Consider the following 24,301-nt stretch of genomic DNA (forward strand, 5'->3'; position numbering starts at 1 on the left):
CCCCCGAACCGGTGGAAGAGAAGAGACTCGCTCGGGACTCTTTGAGAGTCGTAGCCGCGGTGAGGACCGAGTGGACGAACCGGTCAGGTCACGAGATCCGTCCACGGCGGAAGACCACGACCCCCAAACCGCCGAGCAGGAGCGAGGCGCTGGCCGGCTCCGGCACCGTGATGGTGACATTGTCCAGGTAGAAGCCAACCGGGAAAGCGGCGTCCGAGTTGGTGCCGAAGTAGAGTTGGAACCAGGTGTCGCCCGCTTGCCAACCCACCTTCGCGATCGGTAGGTCAACGTGGGTGACAAGGAGGGTGGCATCGTCAGCGTTGTGCCAGCCGTCGACCACCTTCTGCTGAGTCCAGCCGGAGGTACCGTCGCTGTTGCCGGCCAGGTGGACCTGATACCAGCCTGCTGCGCCGACCGGGAAGCTCGTACCGTCCAGAATCACATCGAAGTCCAAGCGAGCGGTGGCGACGTTAGCCAGGGCCTGCATGGCCAGCTGCTCGCCGGTGTTGTAGGGGAACGGCTTGAAGGGGCCGGTGCCGCCCATGGTCCAGCCGCCGGAGGCGCTCGTTGCCTTCACGGCGGCGGCGTCAGGCCAACCGGTCGGCCCGGCGGCCGACCAGGCGACGTTGGTGAACCCGTCAACGCCGCTGTCGAACGTGAACGCCAAGTCAGCCCGGGTGGGGACAGCCATCGCCCACAGGCTCACTACAGCCACAACCGAAAGAAGTCGTTTCATGCTTTCCCTTTCCTCCCTTCGTAGACAGGGGGAAGTTCTGGCCTTCCGCTTCAGCAGGAGCGAAGTGACCTATCCAGTATAGTGGCTCAGGCCGTCCATGCCAAAGTGGCTCCGCGCCGTGCCCATGGCATAGGGTATTCACCCCCTACCAGGGCATCGGATCCTCTTTCGGTCGATCGCCAAGCCGCGGAGCAAGCAGGACGCCATCGCGGTTTGAGGCTGCGGTGGCGCGTGTACGGACGAGGGGCGTGAGGCGGACCTCGGCGGCGGTGGCCGAGAACAGCCCGCCGATCGTCCAGCAGAGGGACCCCGCCGCAGGATTGGGATTCTCATGTCTCCCGGCAGTGGACCGCCTCGGGGCCCGCTCGATTTCGACGATGGCGGACATGGAGCATGCCGGCCGCCTGGGGGCTATCCCAGGGTCATGTCCTGCTTGGCCTTGTCGAAGCGGGCGACCTTTCGTTCCTTCCAAGCGAGCATGCCCATGCAGAGGGCGGCCTGGACGCGGTAGCCGAACTCGACGTCGGCCACCGGCCGTTCGCGGGAGCGCACGCACTTGAGGAAGTCGACCCAGTGGGCCTTGGTGCTGTCGCCCTTGCTGCCGGGGATGACCTCACCCTGGGACTTGCCAACTGGGGTCACGTTAATGGCCTCGCAGCCGGCCTCCCAAGTGACGTTCTTGAGGGTGATCGTTCCTTCGTCGCCGCGGATGGTCGGCGGGGTCATGAAGTCGTTGGCCAGGGTGCAACTGATGTTGACGGTGCAGGGTTGCGGAGCGTCGTAGTCCATGGACAGCGAGAAGGTGTCCGGCACCTCGCGGTCGTAGTTGGTGTACTTGAAGATGCCGCCGGTGGCCACGGTGTACTGGGGGATACCCAGGCCGAGGGCGATGACGAAGGGCGTGTAGACGTGAGGGAACAGGTCGGTGCAGGGACCGCCGGCGTAGTCGAGGTACTTGCGCCAGCTGAAGAAGCGATCGACGGTGAAGGGCACCTTGGGGGCGTCGCCCAGGAAGGCCTCCCAGTCGAGCTGGTCGCCGGGCTTGGCGTTGGGGTCTGGGATGGGCATCCGCTCGCCCCAGTCGCCCAGGCGGAAGAAGCCGACGTTGACGAGCTGTGGCTTGCCGATGCTGCCCTTCTGGATGATTTCGCCGAGCTTGCGCCACAGTGGGTTGGAGTTACCCTGGTTGCCGATCTGAACCACGCGGTTGAGTTTTCGGGTCTCCTCGAAGAAGGTTTTGCTGAGGCTGAGCTGGGTCCAATGGCCCATGGGCTTCTCGCAGTAGACGTCCTTGCCGGCCCGGATGGCGTCGATGGCCTGAGGCACGTGGTTGCGGTCGGGCGAGGCGATCAGGACGACGTTCACGTCCTTGTCAGCGAGGAGGTCCTGATGCTTGCGGTAGGGCTTCATGTTGAACTTCTTGGCGGCCTCCTCGCGCCGCGGGCCGAAAGCGTCGCAGGCCGCCACCAGGGCAATGTTCTCGCCTGCGTCCAGGAGGGTCTTGCACGTGTGAACATGCCCCATGCCGCGACCGCCGACGCCGATGAAGCCGATGCCGATCTTGTCGTTGGCCCCGATGGTCCTGGCGCTGACCCGTGATGCGGCCACGGCGGCCAAGCCTGCACCGGCGGTCGCTTGAAGGAATGTACGGCGACTGGCTCGAACGCGGTTCATTTCGGACTCCTCTCTGCGTTTTTCAGACAGATGTGCCCCGACCAGTCGTCTCCCACCTTCCGAGCCGAAGCACCAGGTGTTTCTCGTGCGGCCGCCCGCCGGCCGTCACTGTGTAAGCCGATTCTATCGTCAAGTGGGCTTCGCATGCCACTCCCGGGGGATCGATGGCTGCAGACACGGCGGCGAACCTCGCCTTCGGCGGGAACCGCCTGCCCAGCTGGTTGTCGCCACCGCATCGAATGCGGAGTCTCGGGTTCCCGCGGCGGCGGCAGATGCTACAATCCCACGGTCAAAGCACGTAGGCCTGCCTGTCATGGAGGAGTACGGCATGTTCGACCCCGACTTCTGCGAGACGGTTTGTCCGATCTGCACGCGGGCCAGAAGGGGCAATCCGTTCGCGCGAATGCTCCAGAAGATTGAGCTGCTCGTGACCTTTGGCGGCTGCCCCTGGGGCCGAGCCCGGCGAAGGAAATATGGAGTGCGGCCGGATCAGCCGATCCGGCCCGACGCAGGATCGCCAGGAAGCTCCTCTCTCAACCGAAAGGGATGAGTCGAACACCCTGGGATTCATCATCTCTCCTCGGTTGGTGCTGTCGTCGATCACCTATCCTGGACGCATCAACGTTGGGTATGCACTGCGCCGGCGGTGACGGCAAGGAGAACGCCGACGGCGAGCAGTGGGATGGTGAAGCTCTTCGTCTGGTCGAATGCCACGCCGGCCAGCATCGGGGCGATGGACGCGGGGATATTGGCCGAGAACAGCCAGCCGTAGACCGGGCCGACCTGTTCGGGGCCCCAGTGACATGCCACGGAGGATGCGTACAACGCCAGCACGCCGCCGTAGTTGAAGCCCGCGCCCAAGGCCAGGCATCCCAAGCCAACCGCCGATGATCGCGCCGCGGCGCGGGCCAAGCCGGCCCAGCAACGTGCCGGAGACGATCAACGTCGCGGGGAAGACCATGTAGAACACGGTGAAGGGGACCTGGGCGGCGGCCTGGCTCATACCGGGCCCCGCCTTGAGCGCATCCACGAAGATGGACCAGGAGTAGGTCGCGCCGAGGCAGAGCTGCATGACTACTGCGGCTGCGAGAATCAGGTAGCGGCCGGGGCCAAGCTGAGGCTCACTGCTCCATGGGGGTGGTCGCGGGACGGTGGAGGGCTCTCGCGGTTGTCGCTCGGCAACGGGGCGTTCTCCGTTCTCGTTGCGGGCTTCATACCATCGAGCGGCCGGGCTATCCACGTCGGAGGTCATCCGGCACGCGCACGCGGGGCGGAGATGTAGCCGTAGTAGCGGCCCATCCAATAGGGCAGGAGGTACTCCGCTCCGGACTCGCCGCTCTGGCCGTCGCCGCCTCCGTCGACGTTCAGCTCGTTGCCGTTCCACTTCTGAATCCGGCGCTCGTCGGGCGGCAATTGAGGCACGGCTTCGGGTTCGACGTCCGGACGCCGTTCGATCTTGATGTCCCCGCGATGCGAGTTGGTCGTTCGCCAGTCGCGGCTGTCCAGCGGATACTCGCGGAGGATCCAGACGCTACCGTCGAGGTCGATGGGGTCGCCGGTGATGTGACCGTGGATGAAGTTCCAGACGGGGTTGCGTTTGCGTTGGGTGACCTCGTAGTGCTTGCGGGCGCTGGCCAGGAACGTGGGCTTGAGCTTGTCATCGAAGCAGTAGCGGATGAGGTTGTAGTAACTGAGCCAGTACAGCTCGTCGTCGGAGTGATTCCATTCGCCCATCGGGTCGGGCAGCCACTTGACCGTGTTGTCGGCGTAGCCGTGCCCGTTGACCAGCTCGTAGAACGCGTCCTTGAAGCGCTGGGCGCCGGTCAGGCTGTAGGCCAGCTGGAGGAAGGAGAGGATCTCGATCGAGTTGAGCCGCCGATCGCCGCCGATGAGGGGTTGATTCACGTACTCGGGATTCCAGCGACCCCAGGTGGTCGGCTTGCCATCGACGTCCACCAGATAGAGCCGATGGTCGAGGATGTGGGTGGTAATGGCTCCGACAATCCCGGCGATGCGTTTGCGGAGGGCCGGGTCTTTCCTGGCAGTGGTTTCGTCGAGCACGCCGTAGAAGAAGAAGGTCCCGACGATTTCGTCGCTCGAGGTGTGCCCTTTCCATTCGAAATCGCGTTGCGGACGGGTTCGCCATCGCTCGGGGTCGGATACCTTGAAGCCATCCAACTCGAAGGTGCGGGCCTCAAAACCGGGAATGCCGGTGATCGTGACCAGCCGTTCGAGGGCGTCCAGACCGTCCATGAGGTTCTCGCGGGCGGCGGTCGCACCGGTGACGGCGAGACGGTACGCCTCGCCGGCCAGGTACATCGCCGACCATAGGCCGTCGTTGTCGGAGTCGGTGAGTCGCGCCCGGGCATAATCACCATCTGGCAAACGGACGTCGGAGACGAGCCCATAGCGTATATGGCCAGACCGCAGGACGCTCAGTTTCCGGGCCGCCTTGTCGGCCAGGGTCATGGGCGTGAACTCGATCTTGGACAGGCCGGCCTGACCGAGCACATACACGTCGTTCCGCGAATCCACGAAGAGGTCGATCACCCGGTCATCGGCCAGCCAGCGCGGCCCGGCGTAGTAGTTGACGTGCCCGGAGCGATCCAGGCTGAAGGCTCCCCGCGTCGAGCCGACCCACAGCCGGCCCTCCGCGTCGCGGGCGATGCAGGTCAGTTCCGACCAGGGCAGCGGCACCTTGTCCAGCGTCGCCCCGAGACCGGTGACGGTGTAAAGCCCCTTGTCGGTGGCAACTTTGAGATTGTCCCTGGCGGCCGCGACAAGCCCGGCAATACGGGCCGGGGGAACAGGCAGCTCGAGCAGTTGGCCGCCCCGCCAGCGAGCCAGAGCCGTCGCGGAATACACGACGAAGGAGTCGTCGGCAGGATCGAACAACACCTCGGTGAACCCCGGGTTCGGCTGCTCAAGAAGCCGCTCGCCGCGCACCTCGGTCATCTTGGCCGAGGACAGCAGCAGGTAGTGTCCCGGAGCGGCCGGGGCCACTCGAGTAAAGCCCGCCGGTCCATTGGGCCGGTAATCCGCGCCTGCCTTGTGAAGAGGTAGCAGGAACCTATCGGTCAGGAAGACGAACTTGCCGCCGAGCAGTTCGAGGTCGCGATGGTCCAGCTCGGCAATGCCGGCCAGCTCCCGGTAGCGGACCAGCCGACCGTCATCGGCTTTGAGCAGCCCGTTGTTGGTGTTGACGAGGACTTTGCCGTCTCGGTCGGCCCGTACCGTGCGAAGGTCGAAGTCGGCCAGCCTGACCTCGTTCCTGAACTGGACGGCGTGGTCCTGAGGAAAGGCCACATCCTCGTACACCTGCCCTGATCCCGATGCGATGGAGCCGACCAGGAGCGATAGCACGAAGCCGCGAACGCCGTGCGGAAGCGCGGACATGGTGGCACCTCCTCGACTCGAAGACGAGCCTGGTTCAGAACCTATCCCGCCAGGCGCCGGACCGGCATCCCGGTGGTCGAGTCACGGCTCGGAGGCCGGCTCTGCGGTTCCCGCCGCGATGGGCGCCTAGTGTAGCGAGGAGGGCATGAAAAGCCCATCTCCTGACGGCACACCAGCCGCGGTTCGGCCGGACGCGAGGCCCGGGCCCTTGAGCGACGTCCGAGTTCAGCATTCTGACGCGGACCGGGCTCGTGCGCGGGGCAGCTTCTGGGTATGCTATTCGGCCGAAGGGAGGATCCTGCATGCTCGCGAGCATCATTCGCCGTGAGATGACCGTTCTGACGCTGATCGCCATCGAGACCACGCTGCTGGCCGTCGCCGGATGCCAGACGACGGACCCATCGGCCGCCAGGCAACCGGTCGCCGCCACGCAGCAGGCCGCCACGCGAACGCCCCCGGACCAGGCCGCGGCCACCCGACCGGCCAGGAAGCAGGCTCCCCCCAAGCGCTACACCTACTCGCCGCGGGTCTACCCGGTCGACCCCCGCGGGTTCTCGCCGGTGGACAAAGCGCTGGCCAAGGCCTACGCCCGAGAGGAGATGATCGCGGACGACGCCGAGGGCTCGCTCAACCCTTACGTCCTCAAGGTGATCTCGGCCTACCCCCTGGACGGGTCCTACCCCTATCACTGCGGCTGGGATCCGCGCGAGTATGACCTCTATAATGGGGTGACCCAGGACATGTGGTTCAAGGGCATGGTCGTGGCCAAGGCCTACCCGGATGGCTCCCGGTGCAGTTACTGCTGCGGGCTCACCTTCGAGATTTTCATCCGGGCGATGAAGCTCCGCAATATCCAGAAAGGCCTGGACCCCGACGATTTCAACGGGATGACCTTCAACGACCTGTTCAACATGCTGCAGCTCTGGTACATCGAAGGCGAAGGCGACTGCGAGCAGCGCGGGATCGTGAGCTACGGCCTCGGCCGGGCGATTCCCAACCTGGAGGACGCCAGGCCAGGCGATTTCCTGAGCTACAGCACCACCCCACCGGGCGGGCATTCGGTCATTCTCGTGGACTGGATGCGTGATGGACAAGGGAAGATCACGGGCATGAAGTACTTCTCGTCGAACCTGTCGGGGACCCACGGGCCCGGCTACGGCGTCGGCAAGTTCAGCGACTGCAACAACGGGCGCGGCCTGCTCCGCAAGTCGGTTCGCATCGGCCGGGTGGGTGCAATCAAGGACTACAAGTCCTTCGATCGGCTCACGATCCCCGCGCGCAACGCCTACGCCCCGACCCAGCCGGATCGAATCATCTACGTGCCCGCGACCCAACCGGCGGAAGCGCCGAAACGCCAGGAAGCGGGGCCGCGTTCGCCGTCAAAGGGAACGCCGGACCTTCAAGGGTGACCAGGGCGAAAGCCCGAGCAGGGCCGACTCGCCAGAAGCTGGGAACGGACCAGCGCCGACACAGCGAGAGGGATGTGCCTTGATCATGATCTTCTCAACCTCCCTATGGGTCTGCCTGGCCTGTGGCGGCCTCACCGCCGGGTCGACGAGTTCGCCCAGTTCGGAGTTGGATGCCATGATTCGTGATGCGATCGAGACGTTCCAGCCCGTGTGGCTGCCGCCGAGAGACGGGATGCGGGGCCTGTCGGTTGTGGTCGATGCTGTTGGCGGCGAACCGGCCGGCGTCGAGCGGCGCGCGGCCGACGAGATGGCCCTGCTGACCGCGGCTCATCTGGCCCATCTGATCCAGAAGGCCGACGGGCGGGCGGTGATGGCCCGCCTGGACGACCGGCCGCGGCCGGCGAAGGTGCCGTCCGGCGAGGATTGGATCAGCCATTTGTGCAGAGAAACGGGCGCCCATTTCATCGTCGGCATCCGGTACTCGACGGTCTGCCCGCCGACACCGGCGCCGGCGAAGGGATGGCCTTATCCGCGCATTCAGCAAGCCATGGCCAGTGGGCTGGGGGCATCCGACGTGGTTACCGGTGAGTACCTGCCGGACCGCATCCCGGACATCAGGATCACGTTGCCGATGCCGGCCGGGGGCGAGGACAGGCGGCACCGCCATGTCGACTGGGCGGAGAAGGTCTTCAAGGCCCTGGCCCCCTGCGTGAAGGAGAATCACGAGACGCTGGACGCGGCTCGAGCCCGGCGATGGCCCCACCCGCCTGCGAGAAGGGAAAAGCCCTCTTTTGACAGTATTGAGGAGTTCCTGCATCACCAGGTCGGCGCGGTCGCCCGCTCGATATGGCCGCAAGGCGCCCTGCCCGTTTCCAGAGCGGCCTGGTTCGCGACCATGCTGCGCCGCACCGCCCTGAGCGACAACACTGCGATCTACTACGCTCCCCAGGTGACGCTGGACGGCGACACGGTCGTGGCCGGCGGTGCGACGAGTGTTCCCACGTTCCTGCCCACACTGGAGATCGCTCTGCACGCCCTGGGCGTCAGGAACGTCCGGTCTGAGATGCGTCTCCTGCCGGACAACCAGCGGCTGGGCGGCAAGCTGTTCGGCGTGTGCCTGGCCACCACCGCACTGACCTTCCAGGAGCCGACCGAACTGGCCACGCGGCAGACGCAGCTGCTTTACGGCGAACTGCTGTTCCTGCTCGACCGTGAGCCCGGCTTTTTCCTCGTGCAGGCCGGCGACGGCTATCACGGCTGGGTGCGCGAGGAGTCGATCCGCCTGCTGGATCGCGAGCCGTTCCAGGCTCGAAGCCGGGCCCGACAGGGGGCACTGCTGGCCAACCTCGAACTGCCCATGCTGCGCGTTCCGCGCGGCTCGCGGCTGCCGATCCTGAGGGCGAGTGCCTCCGCGATCGATCTCCTCGGACCGGACGACAGCGTGATCCAGGCACCGCCGGACAAGGTTCGCCCGATCGATGAGGGTGACCGGCTCGAGATCCGGGCCAAGACGGCCCTGACGCTGCAATACATGCCGTACGTCTTCTCCGGGCGCTCACCGGTCGGACCGGACTGCAGCGGCATGGTCACCAACGTGTGTGAGGACGAGGGAACACCGGTGGCCCGCGATGCCGCTCAGCAGTTCCTCAGCGGGAAACTCGTGGCAACACACTGGTATCGAGACGACATCCGGGCGGGCGACCGAGTCTACTTCGTGGACGTGACCGGCAAGATCTCGCACACCGGCATCGCCATCACACCGACTCACTTCGTTCACTCTTCGCCGCCGTGCGTACAGATCAGCAGCCTCAAGCCCGGCGATCGGCTCTACCGGAAGGAGTGGGACGAGCGCTTCCTGGGCGCCAAGCGACCCTGAGCCGCGGCCATGAAACGACCGGTGTCCTTTGCCCGGCCCGCATAGCCGACGCGGGGCGAATCAGGGGGTCATGTGCACGCGGGTCCCACAGCCTGCTTGCAGGGATAGGGCGGCGTTCCCCGCATTGATCGCGATTTCGAGCATGCAGGTGCTGCCGATCAAGGCCACAGGCTCCCCTCGAGGGACGTCTGCGTAGGTGATACGGACCGGGCCAATCAGGCGATCACCGAGCATGACCTCACGCCCTCGGACCTGGAGCCGCGGGCCGCTCAGATCGGCCTCGGCGATGTTGGTGATCAGATTGCCGAAGTGATCGACGTGAATGACCTGGCCGGTGATGGAACCGTCCCGCGACCATTCCAGGCGGGGGATGTCGAGCACTTCCACTCGGTCCGCGGGCGGCCCCAATCGGTCAAGCGCGGTCCCGCGGGAAACATGGCCGGCAACCGGGGCCAGGATGTCACGGCCGTGGAAGGTCGTGGACAGCGTCGCGGCCATGAACTGCCGATTCTCGACCACCCGGATCTCCTGCAGCTGGGCATCGCGGTGAAGAAAGGTCAGCAGGCCGTTGTCCGGAGCCAGGACGAACCGGTTGTTGTACCGTGCGGCCAGAATGCGGCGGCTGGTTCCGACCGTCGGGTCGACCACCGCCACGAAGACGGTTTCAGCCGGAAAGAACGGGAGCGTCTGGCGAAGAACGAAGGCGCCTTCAAGGACATGCTGCGGGGCGATCTCATGCGTGACGTCGACCAGGGTTACCTTGGGGTTGATTTGAAGGATCATCCCTTTCATGGTGGCCGCGTAATGGTCTCGAGTCCCGAAATCAGTCAGCAGGGCAACAGTGGACATAAAGCCTCCGGTCCCTTGAGCGATCATGGCGAAGAGGATGGGGTTCTGCCGGCCACCACGTACTCCAGCATAAGCCGGGCGTCGTCGTAGTCGGTCGAGTGTTCCCCTTCCTCGCGGTACAGAAGAAGAACCGGCCGCCGCATTTCCTTCAGCACGTGAGCCAGTCGAAGGACACTTCCCGGCGGGACCAGCGTATCCCTTCCGCCGGCGGTGATGCCGACCGGCATGGTGAGCCGCTCGGGCCAGTACTCGGCGCTGCGGTTCTTGTACTCCAGCGGCTTGTCCGCCTTCAGGCCGCCGAAGGACTCGGCGATCGCGTCCTGGAAGTTGGTGTATTCGAGGTGGTTGGCGGTCGCGTTCATCGAGGCCACGCCGGCGACCAGCTCGGGGTGCAGGGCGGCGAAAGTCAGGGCGGAGGATCCGCCCATCGAGCCGCCGCAGATGAACACCCGCCCGACGCGATACTCCCGCTCGAGCTGCTCAATGATCTGAACCAGGTCGGCCTCGGCCTTCGGTCCCATCCAGGATGTCCTGGCCCGGTAGTCGGGCGAGACGTAGATCATGTTGTGGGCGGCGGCCGTCACCCGGGCGGCTCGGCATTCGGCCCGCTCGTCACGCACAAACTGCCAGCGGTCGGAGCCGTGGCCGTGCAGGGCGATCAACAGGTCGTGCGGTTTGGCGACCTCAAACCCGGCAGGCAACCCGATCACGTACAGTTGCTGCGTGCCGTCGCAACGGGCGGTGAACGACACTTCCCGCCAAGTGAACGGCTCGATGGCCATTGCGGCCAGGCCCGGACCGAGCAGAACCACCAACCCGATCGACCTCGGTTTCCGTACCATAGGCTTCCCTTCGACAAGAGCACTCACCAGTACCGCCAGTACAGGTAGACCCAGATCGCCGCATAGATCAGATACCAGAAGGTAATGGTCTGATACCATGGCCGCGACTTCCCGCCGTCCGGAGCAGCCAGCAGGGTCGGACTCCAGTGAAACGGCTCCCACAATTCGCGTGGCGGCGGTGGGGTGGCCAGCGACACGAGCACGATTCCGATTATGGTCAGCACCTGGGCGAAGAAAGCCAGATAGAGCCAGTGGACTGAGTGGCCCAGCAACCAGGGAAGAGCGATCGCGATGGCCAGCTGGATGGCCGAGCCGCCAATGAGCCCGAACAGCCCGCCCGCGTAGTTCGCGCGTTTCCACAGTACGCCCATAAACAGGGCCGAGAGGAACGGTGTAGACAAATAGGTGACGCCGGTCTGGAAGTACTTGAAGATGCCGCCCAGGTGCTCGACACTCGGTGCCACCAGGGCCGCGATCACCAGCGAGGCCAGTGCCGCGATCCGGCCAACGCGTACGGTGCGGACATCGTCGGCCCGCGGGCGGACCCACTTGCGGTAGACCTCGAGGGCAAACAGGGTGGCCGTCGAGTTGGACAGGGCGCTCAGTGTGGACATGACCGCCGCGAGGAAGCCGGCCAGCACGATCCCGCGCAGTCCCCACTGCGGAGCCATGGACTTGAGCACGAAGGGGAAAGCCAGATCCCCCTTCTCGAGCGGTTCGGCCATCTTCATCACGTGGATCCAGTGGTAGACGATCAAGCCCAGGAAGCAGGTGACCAGGGGGCGCAGGAAGTTGATGAACCCGGCAAAGATGATGCCCATGTAGCCGTCCCATTCCGAGCGGGCTCCGAGCACGCGCTGGATCATGACCTGGTTGCCCGCCTGGTAGAACAGGACGACGCCGAACATGGCGGTCAGCAGGCCGAGGAAAGGAGCGGCCTCGTCGCCGGCCGGGCGGTAAAGATGGAACCGATCCGGGCTGGCCTGGATCATGGCCTCCCAACCGCCGTCGATCCGGCTGAGGGCGACGAAGAACAGTACCACGCCGCCGCCGACCAGCATCAGGCATTGCAGGGCGTCCGTCCACATGACCGAGGCCAGACCGCCCTTGACCGTGTAGAGGGCCACGATGACGACGAGGCCCCACAGCACCGCGTGGAAGTTCCAGCCGGTCAGCCCCGAAATGGCCACCGTGCCGCCGTACAGGACCGGCACGAGAAAGATGAACACATAGGCGAAGAGCATGACGAAGCTGTAGAAATCCGCGCACGCCGGGCCGTAGCGCCGACCCAGGAACTCGGAGACCGTCGTCACCCGGTTCCGCAGGTAGACGGGGATGAAGAAGAGCATAAGCAGGGTGTAAACCGGGAGGCTGCACCACTCCCAGTTGGCGATGCCCATGCCATGCTGGTAGGCGGCCCCGACCGTACCGACGATCTGCTCGCTGGAGACGCTGGTCGAGACGAAGGCCGAGCCGATGATCCACCAGGGCAGCCTGCCCGACGCGAGGAAGTACCCGCGGGCCGTCTGGCCGTTCTGCCGCCCGGCCCGCAGGCCCACGAGCACCACCAGGAGTAGCGAGCCGACGATGATCGACAGATCAAGGGCGTTGAGAGAGAATCCCATCAGCACGGTCCTCCAGACGAGAGCATCACCGGACGCGTGCGGGTACGTCAAGGGCGGCGGGGACGATTCGTACCATGAGCAGCTGTGAAAAGGCCCGCGGCCTGGGATTATCGGTCCTCGGCCGCCCCGCTCGACTCAACTCCGGCAATAGCCGATGTAAGGCAGCATGAGCCTCATCGATAGCATTGTCGGGTTCAAGGCAGCCCAGACCACCGCCGAGATCCAGATGGCCATGGCCGCCAAGATCCTCAAGATCACCCAAGGCCAGGGCCAGGCCGCCGCCGACATGGTCGCGGCCGCCAACGAGAACCTGGAGAAGGCCATGTCCGAAATGCTCGAGGGCATGGGCTCCGGGTACGATAGGTATGCGTGATTGAAGCGTTCAGATCAGCGATCAGTTATCAGCTTCCAGCCACTCAAAACCAGTTGACAAGTCCTGAGACATCTGTCAACCCAGGGCCTCCGCCAGCAGCTCGGCCATGTGCAATGGCCTGGCCGTGGTCAGATGCGTGATCTGGTGGCGGCAGCTCGTGCCGGAGGCGACCAGCTTGGTGCCCGGCGGCAGGGCGTTGATCTTGTCGATCAGCGGCTTGGCCACCTGCTTGGACAGTTCGTACTTTTTGGCCAGCATGCCGAACGCGCCGGCCATGCCGCAGCAGCCGGTGTCCATCAACGTCGCACTCGTGCCGGGGATCTTCTCCGCCAGCATGGGCAGGACCTTGGGATCGCCGAGGGCCTTCATGTGGCAGTGGCCGTGGATAGCGACCTTGAGGGCCTCCTTGCGCAGCGGCAGGGCGTTCGGCTCGCGTTGCAGCAGGGCGTAAACGAACGACTCGAAATGCAGGCAGCGTTTGCCGACCTTCTCGGCGTCGGCGATGCCCAGATTACGGTAGTCGTCGATGAACATCGAGTGGCACGACGGTTCGAGGAAAATAATCGGCTCGTCGCCGCCCTGGCCCATGAAGTGGGCGACGTTGTGCCGGCCGAGCTTGTCCACGAGGTCGAGCACGCCGCGGCTCATGGCCGGTCGCCCGCAGCACTTGCGGCCTTCGGGCAGCAGGACCTCGAACCCGGCCGCCTCCAGGACCCTGACCGCCGCCTGGCCGATGTTGGGCTCGTTGTAGCGCACCCAGGTGTCGTCCCAGAGGATGACCCGCCCGCGGCCGCCGGTCACATGCCCGTTGCTGTTACGCCGTTTGGCGAACCAGCGGTCAAAGCGATAGGACGCGTAGGGCGGCATCGGCCGCTCGGTGGTGAAGCCGAGCACCTTGTACATCAGCCAGCGGGTCAGCGGGCTGCGCAGGACGGTGTTGACAATCGCGGCCTGCGGGCCGCAGTTAAGCCGGCCGAGCAGATCGGCGTTGGCAATCATGCGATCGAGCAGCGGCAGCCCGCCCTGGTGGTGCTTGGCGTTGTTGAGGTCCGCCTTGAGGTGGGCCAGGTCGACGTTCGACGGGCACTCGCGCTTGCACGCCTTGCACGAGAGGCAGTTGTCGAGGGCGACGCCGAGTTCCTCGCTGAGTAGGACCTCGCCGTCGCTGAGGCGGCGTTCAAGGGCGGCGCGAATGATGTTGGCTCGACCGCGGGTGGACATGACCTCTTCGCCGGTGGCGATGTAGGTCGGGCACATCGTCACCGAGTCTTTGCGGCAGCCGCCGCAGCCGTTGCACTGCTCCAAGTTGGCGATGAACGAACCGTCACGCTCGACGAAGCCGATGGCCGGCGTGAACGGCAGGTCGATCCTGTGACCCGCTCCATAGCGGAGGTTGGTCTCCAGCCGATACCGACCGTCGCAAACGATCTTGCCCGGGTTGAAGAGCCCCTTGGGATCGAACAGACGCTTGAGCTCGCGGGTCGCGGCCATCAGTTCGGGACCGAGGTGTTCCGGCAGATACTCGGTCCGGGTGATGCCCACCCCGTGTTCACCGGCCAGCGAGCCCTTGAACTGGATGCAGAGAGCCGACACTTCGTCGCAGATCGTGCGGTACTTGGCGATATCCTCGGCGTTGTGCAGATTGAGCTTGGGGCGTACGTGCAGCAGGCCCGGGGCGGCGTGGCCGTAGTAGGAGGCTTGGACGCCGACCCGATTGAGAATGCCCATGAGCCCGCTGACGTAACCGGGCAACTGGTGCGGCCGAACACACACATCCTCGATACCCGGGGTCGGCTTGGCGGGGCCTTTGCAGGCGGTCAACAGGGTAAGGCCGCTCTTGCGCAGCGCCCAGATGAGTTCCTGCTGCCTGATGTCGCGGCAGATGAGTTTGCGCCGGCCGAGTTGCAGCTTGTCCAGGGCCAGGAACCGGTCCTCGATGTCGTCGTAGAACTCGACCAGCAGCAGGGCCTCGCACGGCTCCTCGTCCAGTCGCATGAGTGACCGGGCGGCCTGGAATGCCAGTTGTCCCCGGGTCTGATCGAGGAGCAGCCGGTCGATGTGCTCGATCGCCACCGGGTGGAGATCGAGGAGGGCCACCGTGGCCTGCATCGCCTCCGGCACCGAATCGAAGAAGAAGACTGCCAGGCCTTTCTTCGACGGCGGCGGAAGTGGAACAAGGTTGAGCACCGCTGAAGTGATCCCGGCCAGCGTGCCCTCGCTGCCGCCGATGAGCTGGGTCAGGTCGCCCATTCGGCGAAGGTAGTCATCGAAACCGTAACCCGGCCAGCGCTTGCAGATATCGTTGGGCAGCCGTTCCTGGATGGCATCGGCGTGCTGCAGCACCAGTCGGTCGGCCGCCGCACGATGGCCGGGCAGATCGGGATGATCCTTACCCACCGTGGCGACCGCTCCGTCGGCCAGAACCACCTCCAGCGAACGCACGTGATCGACCGTCGTCCCGTAGATCGGGGCCCGGGCGCCGGATGAATTGGCGGCGATCATCCCGCCCAGCGTCGCCCGAGAACTAGTTGCCACATCTGGGCCGAACCACAGGCCGTGCGGCTTGAGGTACTCGTTGAGCTGGTCGAGTACGACGCCCGCCCCGACGCGTACCGTCCGGGCCTCGACGTTCAGATCGGTGATCTGTCGGCCGTATCGGGCGAAGTCGATGATCAGGCCGTCGCCGACCGCTCCACCGGCCAGGCCGGTACCCGCGCCGCGCGGCGTCACCGCCACGCCGGCCTCGGCCGCACCGACAACGATGTGCGAGGCATCGGCCGCACTGCGCGGAAAGGCCACCCCCATCGGCTTGATCTGGTAAATGGAGGCATCGGTGGCGTAAAGGGTACGGGTCAGCTCGTCGAACCGCACCTCGCACCCGCTCGCCCGGATCAGTTCCTGCTGTCTGGCCGCCATGGGAAACCATTATAGGCAACGGGACAGGTCCTGCTACCAGCGTGAGACCGCCCCTCCGGTGGTCGCGGCGGATGCGGCGTCCAATGACGCCCGGAGCCGGACCCGACCCCGCGACGATCCTCCCCGGCCAAACGCGGCGTGATAAGCGGGGAACCCTCGCTCTCGAAAAACTGGAAGCGGAGTGCTGAAAGGTGCTCTTCTCACCATGCGAAGTGTGAGAATGCCTTGTTGGCCTCGGCCATACGGTGGACGTTCTCGCGAGTGGTCATGGCCGTGCCTTCACGGTGGTAGGCGTCGATGAGTTCCTTGGCGAGATTCTCGCACATCCGCGAGCCCTTGCGGCCGCGCGAGGCCTCGAGTAGCCAGCGAATGGCCAGGGACTGCTGGCGCTTGCGGTTCACCTGGATGGGAACCTGATAGTTGGAGCCGCCGACTCGCTTGCTGCGGACCTCGATATTCGGTTTGACGTTCTGCAGGGCGGTTTCGAAGACCTCGATCGGCTGGGCGTCCTTGACCTTCTTGCCGATGATCTCCATCGCATCGTAGAACACGCGGTTCGCCACGCTCTTCTTGCCATCGTACATCAGGCAATTGACGAACTTGCTGACCAGCCGGCTGTTGTACCGGGAATCACCGCGGAGCTGCTCTTCCGAGTGCGTGAACTTCTTCCTGCCCATGAGAACGCGTTCCTTTCGAACACCGAACCGCCACTTCGCCCCGCCGCCCCGTCCGAACCATCCCGGAGCCCGGGCACAGGAGGCGGTGGCCATCCACAGCTAGAACCCGGTATTATCCGCCCACCGGCGAAGGAAATCAAGCAGCGACTGCCGGGGCCGGCAGGCCGACCGCGGAAGTCACCCTCGCGCACTGTAACCTGTTGTTCAAAAAAGCCTTACGAGAGAACCGCCGCCGCGGTCCAACGACAGGGCCAAGCTACCCGGCGGTCGAAGCCCAGCTGCGGTCCTTGATCTCCTCCGCCCGACCGCCCGAGGCAAGCCGGTAGGTCGCGACCCTCAACACCCGTTACCCCCTTGCCAGGCCCCTGCCGGCCACAGCTTCGGCACCCATCCGTCGGCGGATGCGCTCGGGCCTGAGGCCGGCCTCAGTTCCCGGACCGAGGAGATGAGCCCGGGCAACGCCGCGGCATTGCCGGGGGCAGGAGCTTTCACCACCCAAATCGAGAAACCCGACAATACCTCTTGGAAGTAAGCGCGGTTCTCTCTTTCCCGGCCCGCGGCCGGAGTGTAATCTACGACCAGTCCTCTTTTAGCGGCACAAGGCAGGTGGAATATGAGCTATGGTCGCACCCGCTATCTCGTCCTTCTTTCAGGAGTTCTGGCCGCCCACAACGTACAGGCCAACCCCTTGGCGGAGATCGCCCGGTCCGTCGAGGGCCAGGCTCGCCGGGCGTCCAGCGGCCTGTTCGATCCCGAGTCGAACGTGGACGCCTGGCACATCGCCCCCGGCCAGAGCGCGGTGCTCACCGAGCTGCGCGGGCCGGGCGAGATCCGACACATGTGGTTCACGCTCTTCAGCCGCGACCGACGATACCCGCGCACCGCGGTGCTCCGGATCTGGTGGGACGGCGCCCAAACCCCCTCGGTCGAGACCCCCATCGGCGATTTCTTCGCCGCGGGCAACGGCATGACGGCCAACGTCCAGACTCTGCCGATCGAGGTGACCTCCTACGGACGAGCCCTGAACTGCTACTGGCGGATGCCGTTCCGCCGGAGTGCACGCATCGAAATCGCCAACCAGGGCCAGCACGACCTGGGCGTCTACTGGCAATTCGACTGGATGGAACTTCCCCAGGCGCCGGCGGACATGCTCTATTTCCACGCCCGATACCGCCAGGAATTCCCCGCCAAGCCCTTCTCCCCCTACGTGATCTTCGAAGGCCAGGGCCGTGGGCACTACGTGGGCACGGTGTTCTCCACCCAGTGCAGCTACGACAGCTGGTTCGGCGAATCCGACGACCGATTCTACATTGACGGCGAGGAGGAGCCTTCCATCGTCGGCACCGGCACGGAGGATTTCTTCAACGATGCCTGGAACTTCCGGCTGTTCACCAACCTGAACACCGGCGTGACCATCAAGGAACCCAACGGGGAGGACTGCCGCTTCACCGCCTACCGCTGGCACATCCAGGCACCGGTCACCTTCCGCAAGTCCCTCAAGGTCGAGATCGAAAGACGCAGCTACTGCCGGGTCACGGATCCGGAGACCGGCGGCTCGCAGGAGTACAACTTCAAGTACCGGCCGGACTTCTGTTCCTCGGTGGCCTACTGGTACCAGGACACCCCGGCCGCGACCTCCGACCCGTTCCCGCCGGTCAAGGAGCGCGTCCCTGCCGAGACGGTGGTCGAAGTGGCCGAGATGGCCGGTGAAATCAAGACCGGGCCCGGCGTGAAAGCCGCTCGCCGCACCAACCGCGTCTGTCATCAGAAGCAGATGCTCTATGTCACCAACGAAGGACCCGGCGGCTGGTTCGAAATCCCCTGCCGTGTCGCCGATGAAGGCAAGTACGCGATCTCCGTGTTCCAGCGTCTCTTTCGCACCGAGGGCGTCTGGAAGGTGACCCTCTGCGGCCCCACCGGCGACATTCTGCTCGCGAGAGCCATGGACTTCTATGATCCTTATCTTGCCTGGAAGGAGAATCGGCCGGAGAACTTCATCTACGGGACCCGGCTCGAGACCAAGGTTGGGATTCACCACCTCAAACCGGGTGACTACCGCGTCCGTTTCGAGTGCGTCGGGGCGCACATCCTCGCCCGGAAGAACGACGCGGATACCCCCGGCTACGACTGCGGGCTGGACGGCATCTCGATCCGCCGATTCCCCTGGGACGATCTGCCGGGACAGATGCGGCAGTACTTGGCCGACGAGGAGAAGCTCTTTGCCGGCTGGATCGACCGGGCTCGCCGGACGGTCACCCTGCTGGATGCCGCCATCCGCAAGTTCGTCGCGGACACGAAGGAGTACCCTCGGAACCTGGACGAGCTGACCACCCGCCCCGAGCGATTCCCGGAATCTGCGGGCCACTGGCCGTATGCGGAACGTCCGGGACGCGATCCCTGGGGCCAGTCCTATCGCTACGTGCATCCCGGGCAATTCAACCCCGACGGTTTCGATGTCTTCTCGGTCCACGGCAACAGCCGCTCGCCCGCGGACTGGATCGGCAACTGGACCACGCCCTACCGGTGGGAGAGTGCGATCGAAGGTGAGGGCCTGCCCCTGACCTCGAACTCCTCGGTCAAGGCCACGAGCCAATCGCTGAGGATGAGCGCCCCCCCGGCCCTGTCTCAGGGCGAGCTGGCGTTCCTCCGGTTCCGCCGCCCGGGCGAATCGGCCGGCCTGATCCTGCCGTCCTCGGTGCAGACTGGCCGCTACACCCTCGTGGTCCGGCTGGGCACCTCATGGGACTACGGGATCGCCCAACTGCGCTTCAACGACGTTCCAGTCGGAGCGCCGATCGACACCTTTTCGCCGAGAATCGCCAATCGGACGGTCTTCGCCGGCGAGGTCGAGGTCGTGCCCGGCCAGAATACGCTGACCATTCAGATGATCGGCCGCAACCCGGTATCCACAGGATACGCGGCCGGGCTCGACGCACTGCGGCTGATTCCGGTGAAGTAGGACGTGGCGATCAGTTGAGCTCGATGTTCCGCTTATTGAGAACGAAGACCTTCTTCTCCTCCGAGAAGGAGATCTCCGGTCGGGCCTTCCGCCACCATCGCTCGAGCCCCCCCCACTGCCACTTGCCCCCACGGCGGTACTTCAGGATTTCACCCCGGAGGTACTCATCAACCATGAGGGGGAACTCGAGGAACGAGGGCAGCCTCATGCCCTGGTGATCGCACAGAACGGACAAGTGAACCGCCGACGGATGCCGGACGGCGTACAGGGCCTCGATCAACTCGGGATACCGGGAGCGGTCCACCCGGTCCAGCAGGAGAAAGAGGGCCTCTCGCTTCAGCGTGTTCGTAACCAGGGTGGGGGGCGAGAACCGTGACCCACCTTCGGCCAGGGCGCCCGACACCTCGTTCACCGCGGCGTCGAGGTCCCCCGGGGGCGTTTCGATCCAGTAGCATACCGAGGTGGCCTTCAGACCTCCCTCGATCGTCCCGGTCGCGTGGGCAACATAGTCCCACTCCAACAGGCTGTCCGCACCCCCGTCGCCGGTGTAGACCTGGAGGCTGTCGGCCGGTACCCGTCCCCAGAAGTCGAGGTAGTTGCCGAACCGCTTGGCATCGCCCTGGCCGCGCGAGGCATCCGCCGGCAGCCACCCGTAGTCCCTGAGGTGGATCTCTACCCAGCGATGGAACACGCTGTCCTCGTGCACTTTCTCGTCGTACTTGGTCTTGTTGGCCAGGGAGACGATGAAGCCGCCGGTGTAGCGGCAAGGAATCCCCGCGGCCCTGAGCAGACCCAGAAGCGTGTAGCTGTACTCCGAGCACGAGCCCTGCTTCTTCCGCAGAACGTCGGACGCGGCATCCCACTTGTCGTCCCGCACGTAGGTGATGTGGGTGACGAGGTAGCTGAAACAGGCGAAAGCCTGGTCGACGTCGCTGGTGTTCCCTCGAACGAGTTCATCCTTGAGCTCGCGAACAGGCTGGGAAGTGACCTGGTACTTCGGGGAATCGCGGGTATAACGGTCGTGCTGCTCGGCGTCGAGTTCGGCCGGCCGGGTCGTCGGCAGGGAGGCCGTGGCCCAGGTGCGCACCGCCGCCATCCAGCCGCGGCAGCGCATCTCCCCGGGCTTCATGCCCTTCTCGACGTAGCAGGCGATCCGGTTGCCATAGGCATCGGTCAGGATCTCCTTGTAGCCGGGACTGGGATGAACGACGGACGCCTCCTGGCGCGCGTTGCTCTGGGGCAGGGGCACGTACACCGTGACATCCTGCTCGCGATCGGCGGCGTTGGTCAGCCGACACTCGAAACGAGCGACGCGCTCGACGGAATTGGCCTTGCGCAGATTCTCGGCCGCCGCGACGGCGTGCCCACCACATGCCAGCAACACAACCACCCAGGTACCGGTTCTCATGCGCATGTGCCGCACCTCCTGAGGCCACCGAAAGGGCGACTGCACCGGTGATGCACGCGAGCCGGCATGAACGCGCCCGAACGGGCGGATCGAATCCCCAGCCTGACGCGAATCAGTTGCCGCATCCGGCTGCGGGAGGCTGGTTCGAACCGTTCACGCATCGCTGGAACAGCCCGAAGTCGGCCAGGTCCGCGTCTCCATCGGCATCCAGATCCGATGATACGCAACCCTCGCCGATTGGCAAGCCGGTCCCGCCGAGACAGGAGCTCAGGATGGCCATGTCGTCGCTGTCCACGTCGCCGTCGTCGTCGAGGTCGGCGTACCTGAACCGGCTCCGATCCGCCAGGGCGTAGATGTGCCCGTCAAATGTGGTCAAGAACAGGAAGTCCCCGCTGATGCAGGGGGCCGAGAGGATGGGTGTGCCGAAGTCCATCGACCACGCCTCGGCCCCGGTCGCGACATCAAGGACGTGCAGCCGGCCGTCGCCGCAGGGCACATACGCGTAACTGCCTGCGATCGTGGGGCTGCCCGCCAGGGCCGCGAAGGTGTTGTTGTAGGGAGCCATCTTGAGGGCGGACGTCCCGAGGGCGTAGGTCCACACTTGTGCACCGTCGCCCAGACGATACGCGCCGACCGATCCCGTTCCGCCGGCGACGACGATATTGCCCGACACGGCCGGCGTCGAAGCCGACCGACCGCCGCCCAGAGCCATGCTCCAGACCTGCTGGCCGGTGGTCAGAAGGGCGCAATGCAGCACTCCGTCGTAATCGGTGAACACCACCCTGTCGCCGGCGATGACCGGGCTGCCGTGAAGACCCTTACAGCTGTAGCTCCAGGCCGCGCCGCCCGTTCCCACCGGTGCACCTTTCAGGTTGTACCCTGCCCAGTTGCCGGGGACCGTCACGATCGTCCCATCGGTGGCCGGTGAGGCGTTGCAGCTGATCCAGTCATCGTCATAGGCCTGATGCCAAGCTTCCGCCCCCGTTGCCGCGTTGAAGCGTCCAAAGTAGGCATAGGTCCCGGAGTACACCTGCCCACCACTGACCACCGGCGCCCCGTAGGCCCACCGCTGCGTGCTCGAGCCGAGGACCTTCTGCCAGACCGGAGCCCCGGTGACCCGGTCAAACGCGTGGAGGATGCCTCCGTGCGAGTTGGCGTAGACCCGCTGATCGTCCACGGCCACCGCGTGGGACACGGCCGCCGGCGTTGGGGCGAACCAGCGCTTCGATCCGTCCGCGATGTCCAGAGCCAGCACGCCGTTGTTAACGAGGTCACGACGGTCCTTCACGCCCACGAAGAGCGTGTCGCCGTCCAGAACCGGCGAGCCAACATCAAACGTCCCGCCGGAATAAGTGATCCAGACCACGCCAAGCGGCGGTCGGATCGTGCTCGTCGAGAGGCCGCCGCGTTTGGGGCCCCCGCCGAACTGCGGCCAGGGGTCGCCCGCGATGACCTCCGGGCGCCGGGCGGCCATGATCGGAAAGCTCGTCTGGACGGAGGAGACCGAGCCGGCGTCATTCGTCGCCTGGACCGAGACCGAGTACGAACCCGCCCCCAGTGACGCCTGCGGCACCGTCGCCCGCCAACTCCAGTCGCCCTCGCTCTGCAGCGGGCCGGCGGCGACCAAGTCGGTGCCACGACGAAGCTGATACGTCATCGAGGTGGTGTCGGCTTCCGTTTCATAAGCGTTGACCACGATGGGCAGATCCGCGTTGGCGATCTTCTGTGACGAGCCCGGCGTAATGATCTGCAGCTGTCTGCCGTTGGTGATCCACTTCATCCGGGTGGTGACCGAATCGCCGGACACGCTGATCAACTTGAAGCCGGCCGGGGAACAATCGATGCCCCCGAACAGGAAGGTGGGCGTGTTGTACGAGAGCACCTGCCCGGCCTGCACCGTATGCTGCGAATGCCAGTGCCCCGAAAAAGCCGCACGTACGCCCCAGGTCGCGTACTGGGCGAGCTCGGCTTCGGTCGGGGCATAGTGATGAAACACGAAGAGCTTGCGGTTGCCCCGGAGAAGGGCCAAGTCGGCGGCAATCCAGGCGCTCTGGGCCGCCGTCTTGTGCACGCCGTTGATGACCAGGAAATGACAATCCCCGTAGTTGACCGAGTAGTAATCCGGCCCCAGGTATCGGCGATAGTTGTTCGAGGTGGAATTGTCGGCATCGTGGTTGCCGAAGACGCTGAACAGCGGCACCGCCGAGGTGGCGACCCCGGCGACGTAGTCCTCGTACTGTGACACCGCAGCCCCGGAATTGGTCAGGTCTCCGGTGGCGAAGATCAGCTTCGGCCGCTTGGGAAGGGCGGCCACCCGCGCCAGGGCTTCGATCAGCAGAGCCTTGGTGCCGCTGGCCCCGGTGTGAATGTCGGTGATCTGGACGAAATCGAAATCCCCGCCCTCAGACTGAGCGGTGAGCGCGAAGCTGAAGTGAGCCGCAGTCGACGTCTTGCTGATCGCTCGATGCCAAGTGGTGTTCTTCGCGTAGCCGGCCGGCGGACAGATGTACAGAAGCGTGGCGTTCTTCCCGGTGTTGGGCAAGGTGTAGGTTCCGTTCGCCGCAGTCACGACCAGATCGATCGTGTCGGAAACGCCCACGCCGGCGACACCCGGTTCGCCGGCATCCCACTCCTTGTCGCCGTCGAGATCGTTGAACACCCGCCCGGTGATCGGATTGGGATAGCCGCCGCCCTCGTAGATGACGATCGGGGCAACAAGCTGATCCTTGACGTCCTTGGCGTACTGCACCAGGTTGGCCATCAGCCTCAAGGCCTGGGCCTTCGCCTGGGCATTGCCGATGTTGCGAGCCTTGTCCGCGGCCAGCGACGTGAAAATGACTCGCCCCGTCCCCCAGCCGGCCTCGATGATTGTGGCTTTGCTGACCACGGACGCCGAGTCGCCGGCCAGTACGCCAACACCGCTGAAGGTGACGAAGCTCTCCCACGAGGTATCCCAGGTGGACGAACCTCTGTACTCCCAGCCCTGGAGATCCGCGTCCGCGATGACGTGGGGACTGGCAAACAACTGGTGGGCGGGCTGAACTCTGTAGACCGTGGCGAAATCCGGATCACCGCGGGTCACCACGGCCGGCGAGGCAATCCAGCTCTCCTGGGAGCGATTCTGGTCGGCCTGGGTCAACATGATGACCGTACCCCCGGCGTTGACGAACTGGTTCATGACCGTGCCGGCGTTGGCCAGGACCGTTTGGATGGTGGTGTTCTGGGTGCAGAAACTCCCGATGATGAGTGTATCGTAACCGGCCAGGTTGACCGGGCCGCCCGCCTGGACGACGCTGGTCAGATCGGTATACGACTGGCCGAGATCGGTGAGCGTCTGCCCCAGCCCCTTGGTGGTCGACCATGTGTCCTGATAGTCGATGATCGCCGCGGAAAGCGTCGCCGCAGAGGCGACCGCCGAGGCCAATAGGATACCTGAAACCGTCAGAAAGACCGGCAACCGTATGCACATGGAGGACTTGCCCCTTTGGGAATACCCTACGCCCGCGACGCGCGTACCCGCAAACGCGACTCCACCACAAACGTGCTCGCCCACGGCCGCTA

Annotated in this window: 15 protein-coding genes; 4 read left to right on the forward strand and 11 right to left on the reverse strand. The window is 65.1% G+C overall.

Annotated features, from left to right (window positions below):
• Nucleotides 1-88: 88 nt before the first annotated feature.
• The 4 genes from KA354_03905 to KA354_03920 all read right to left on the reverse strand — a co-directional run bounded on the left by KA354_03905 (nt 89) and on the right by KA354_03920 (nt 5,806).
• Nucleotides 89-736 (reverse strand): PEP-CTERM sorting domain-containing protein, encoded by a 648-nt coding sequence (locus KA354_03905; GenBank protein MBP7933772.1) that lies wholly within the window; start codon nt 734-736, stop codon nt 89-91.
• A gap of 411 nt (nt 737-1,147) precedes the next feature.
• Nucleotides 1,148-2,410, reverse strand: a complete 1,263-nt coding sequence (locus tag KA354_03910) for a Gfo/Idh/MocA family oxidoreductase (GenBank protein ID MBP7933773.1) — start codon at nt 2,408-2,410, stop codon at nt 1,148-1,150.
• A 618-nt stretch (nt 2,411-3,028) separates the two neighbouring features.
• Complete coding sequence (locus tag KA354_03915; protein ID MBP7933774.1) at nt 3,029-3,286, reverse strand: hypothetical protein; 258 nt, start codon at nt 3,284-3,286, stop codon at nt 3,029-3,031.
• Between the two features lie 372 nt (nt 3,287-3,658).
• On the reverse strand, nt 3,659-5,806 hold the full coding sequence (locus KA354_03920; GenBank protein ID MBP7933775.1) for a hypothetical protein: 2,148 nt from the start codon (nt 5,804-5,806) through the stop codon (nt 3,659-3,661).
• Between the two features lie 302 nt (nt 5,807-6,108).
• On the opposite strand from KA354_03920, the gene KA354_03925 reads away from it, so the two are divergent.
• Together KA354_03925 and KA354_03930 are read left to right on the forward strand one after the other, a co-directional pair.
• Nucleotides 6,109-7,215, forward strand: coding sequence for a hypothetical protein (locus tag KA354_03925; protein ID MBP7933776.1), 1,107 nt, complete (start codon nt 6,109-6,111; stop codon nt 7,213-7,215).
• Nucleotides 7,216-7,300: 85 nt separating this feature from the next.
• A complete protein-coding gene (locus tag KA354_03930) occupies nt 7,301-9,091 on the forward strand; it encodes a C40 family peptidase (protein MBP7933777.1) in 1,791 nt (596 codons plus the stop codon).
• Nucleotides 9,092-9,151: 60 nt separating this feature from the next.
• Here KA354_03930 and KA354_03935 read toward each other — a convergent pair whose 3' ends face one another.
• From KA354_03935 to KA354_03945, 3 genes are read right to left on the reverse strand one after another with little or no spacing between them, the layout of a single operon-like run.
• Nucleotides 9,152-9,940, reverse strand: coding sequence for an SAM-dependent chlorinase/fluorinase (locus tag KA354_03935; GenBank protein ID MBP7933778.1), 789 nt, complete (start codon nt 9,938-9,940; stop codon nt 9,152-9,154).
• A gap of 23 nt (nt 9,941-9,963) precedes the next feature.
• The gene (locus KA354_03940; protein MBP7933779.1) at nt 9,964-10,782 is read right to left on the reverse strand and encodes an alpha/beta fold hydrolase; all 819 of its coding nucleotides are present in this window, start codon (nt 10,780-10,782) and stop codon (nt 9,964-9,966) included.
• 23 nt (nt 10,783-10,805) lie between these two features.
• Complete coding sequence (locus KA354_03945; protein ID MBP7933780.1) at nt 10,806-12,407, reverse strand: sodium/solute symporter; 1,602 nt, start codon at nt 12,405-12,407, stop codon at nt 10,806-10,808.
• Between the two features lie 166 nt (nt 12,408-12,573).
• On the opposite strand from KA354_03945, the gene KA354_03950 reads away from it, so the two are divergent.
• Nucleotides 12,574-12,780 carry a hypothetical protein gene (locus KA354_03950; GenBank protein ID MBP7933781.1) on the forward strand — a complete coding sequence of 69 codons (207 nt, stop codon included), beginning with the start codon at nt 12,574-12,576 and terminating at the stop codon, nt 12,778-12,780.
• A 75-nt stretch (nt 12,781-12,855) separates the two neighbouring features.
• Here KA354_03950 and KA354_03955 read toward each other — a convergent pair whose 3' ends face one another.
• Nucleotides 12,856-15,696, reverse strand: a complete 2,841-nt coding sequence (locus KA354_03955) for an FAD-binding protein (protein ID MBP7933782.1) — start codon at nt 15,694-15,696, stop codon at nt 12,856-12,858.
• A 200-nt stretch (nt 15,697-15,896) separates the two neighbouring features.
• The gene (rpsG, locus tag KA354_03960) at nt 15,897-16,373 is read right to left on the reverse strand and encodes a 30S ribosomal protein S7 (protein MBP7933783.1); all 477 of its coding nucleotides are present in this window, start codon (nt 16,371-16,373) and stop codon (nt 15,897-15,899) included.
• 613 nt (nt 16,374-16,986) lie between these two features.
• On the opposite strand from rpsG, the gene KA354_03965 reads away from it, so the two are divergent.
• Nucleotides 16,987-19,332, forward strand: coding sequence for a DUF2961 domain-containing protein (locus KA354_03965; protein MBP7933784.1), 2,346 nt, complete (start codon nt 16,987-16,989; stop codon nt 19,330-19,332).
• A gap of 10 nt (nt 19,333-19,342) precedes the next feature.
• Here the strand turns inward: KA354_03965 and KA354_03970 are convergent, their stop codons facing one another.
• Nucleotides 19,343-20,746: a transglutaminase domain-containing protein gene (locus KA354_03970; protein ID MBP7933785.1), complete on the reverse strand. Its 1,404-nt coding sequence runs from the start codon at nt 20,744-20,746 to the stop codon at nt 19,343-19,345.
• Between the two features lie 106 nt (nt 20,747-20,852).
• Nucleotides 20,853-24,209 carry a PQQ-binding-like beta-propeller repeat protein gene (locus KA354_03975; GenBank protein ID MBP7933786.1) on the reverse strand — a complete coding sequence of 1,119 codons (3,357 nt, stop codon included), beginning with the start codon at nt 24,207-24,209 and terminating at the stop codon, nt 20,853-20,855.
• Nucleotides 24,210-24,301 lie beyond the last annotated feature (92 nt).

The organism is Phycisphaerae bacterium (assembly GCA_018003015.1).
Lineage (GTDB): Bacteria > Planctomycetota > Phycisphaerae > UBA1845 > PWPN01 > JAGNEZ01.

What these genes read in the sequence shown, in the direction of transcription:
- KA354_03905 (MBP7933772.1), bottom strand. Translation starts at nt 736, where the DNA reads ATGAAACGACTTCTTTCGGTTGTGGCTGTAGTGAGCCTGTGGGCGATG.
- KA354_03910 (MBP7933773.1), bottom strand. Translation starts at nt 2,410, where the DNA reads ATGAACCGCGTTCGAGCCAGTCGCCGTACATTCCTTCAAGCGACCGCC.
- KA354_03920 (MBP7933775.1), bottom strand. Translation starts at nt 5,806, where the DNA reads ATGTCCGCGCTTCCGCACGGCGTTCGCGGCTTCGTGCTATCGCTCCTG.
- KA354_03925 (MBP7933776.1), top strand. Translation starts at nt 6,109, where the DNA reads ATGCTCGCGAGCATCATTCGCCGTGAGATGACCGTTCTGACGCTGATC.
- KA354_03930 (MBP7933777.1), top strand. Translation starts at nt 7,301, where the DNA reads ATGATCTTCTCAACCTCCCTATGGGTCTGCCTGGCCTGTGGCGGCCTC.
- KA354_03935 (MBP7933778.1), bottom strand. Translation starts at nt 9,940, where the DNA reads ATGTCCACTGTTGCCCTGCTGACTGATTTCGGGACTCGAGACCATTAC.
- KA354_03940 (MBP7933779.1), bottom strand. Translation starts at nt 10,782, where the DNA reads ATGGTACGGAAACCGAGGTCGATCGGGTTGGTGGTTCTGCTCGGTCCG.
- KA354_03945 (MBP7933780.1), bottom strand. Translation starts at nt 12,407, where the DNA reads ATGGGATTCTCTCTCAACGCCCTTGATCTGTCGATCATCGTCGGCTCG.
- KA354_03950 (MBP7933781.1), top strand. Translation starts at nt 12,574, where the DNA reads ATGAGCCTCATCGATAGCATTGTCGGGTTCAAGGCAGCCCAGACCACC.
- KA354_03955 (MBP7933782.1), bottom strand. Translation starts at nt 15,696, where the DNA reads ATGGCGGCCAGACAGCAGGAACTGATCCGGGCGAGCGGGTGCGAGGTG.
- rpsG (MBP7933783.1), bottom strand. Translation starts at nt 16,373, where the DNA reads ATGGGCAGGAAGAAGTTCACGCACTCGGAAGAGCAGCTCCGCGGTGAT.
- KA354_03965 (MBP7933784.1), top strand. Translation starts at nt 16,987, where the DNA reads ATGAGCTATGGTCGCACCCGCTATCTCGTCCTTCTTTCAGGAGTTCTG.
- KA354_03970 (MBP7933785.1), bottom strand. Translation starts at nt 20,746, where the DNA reads ATGCGCATGAGAACCGGTACCTGGGTGGTTGTGTTGCTGGCATGTGGT.
- KA354_03975 (MBP7933786.1), bottom strand. Translation starts at nt 24,209, where the DNA reads ATGTGCATACGGTTGCCGGTCTTTCTGACGGTTTCAGGTATCCTATTG.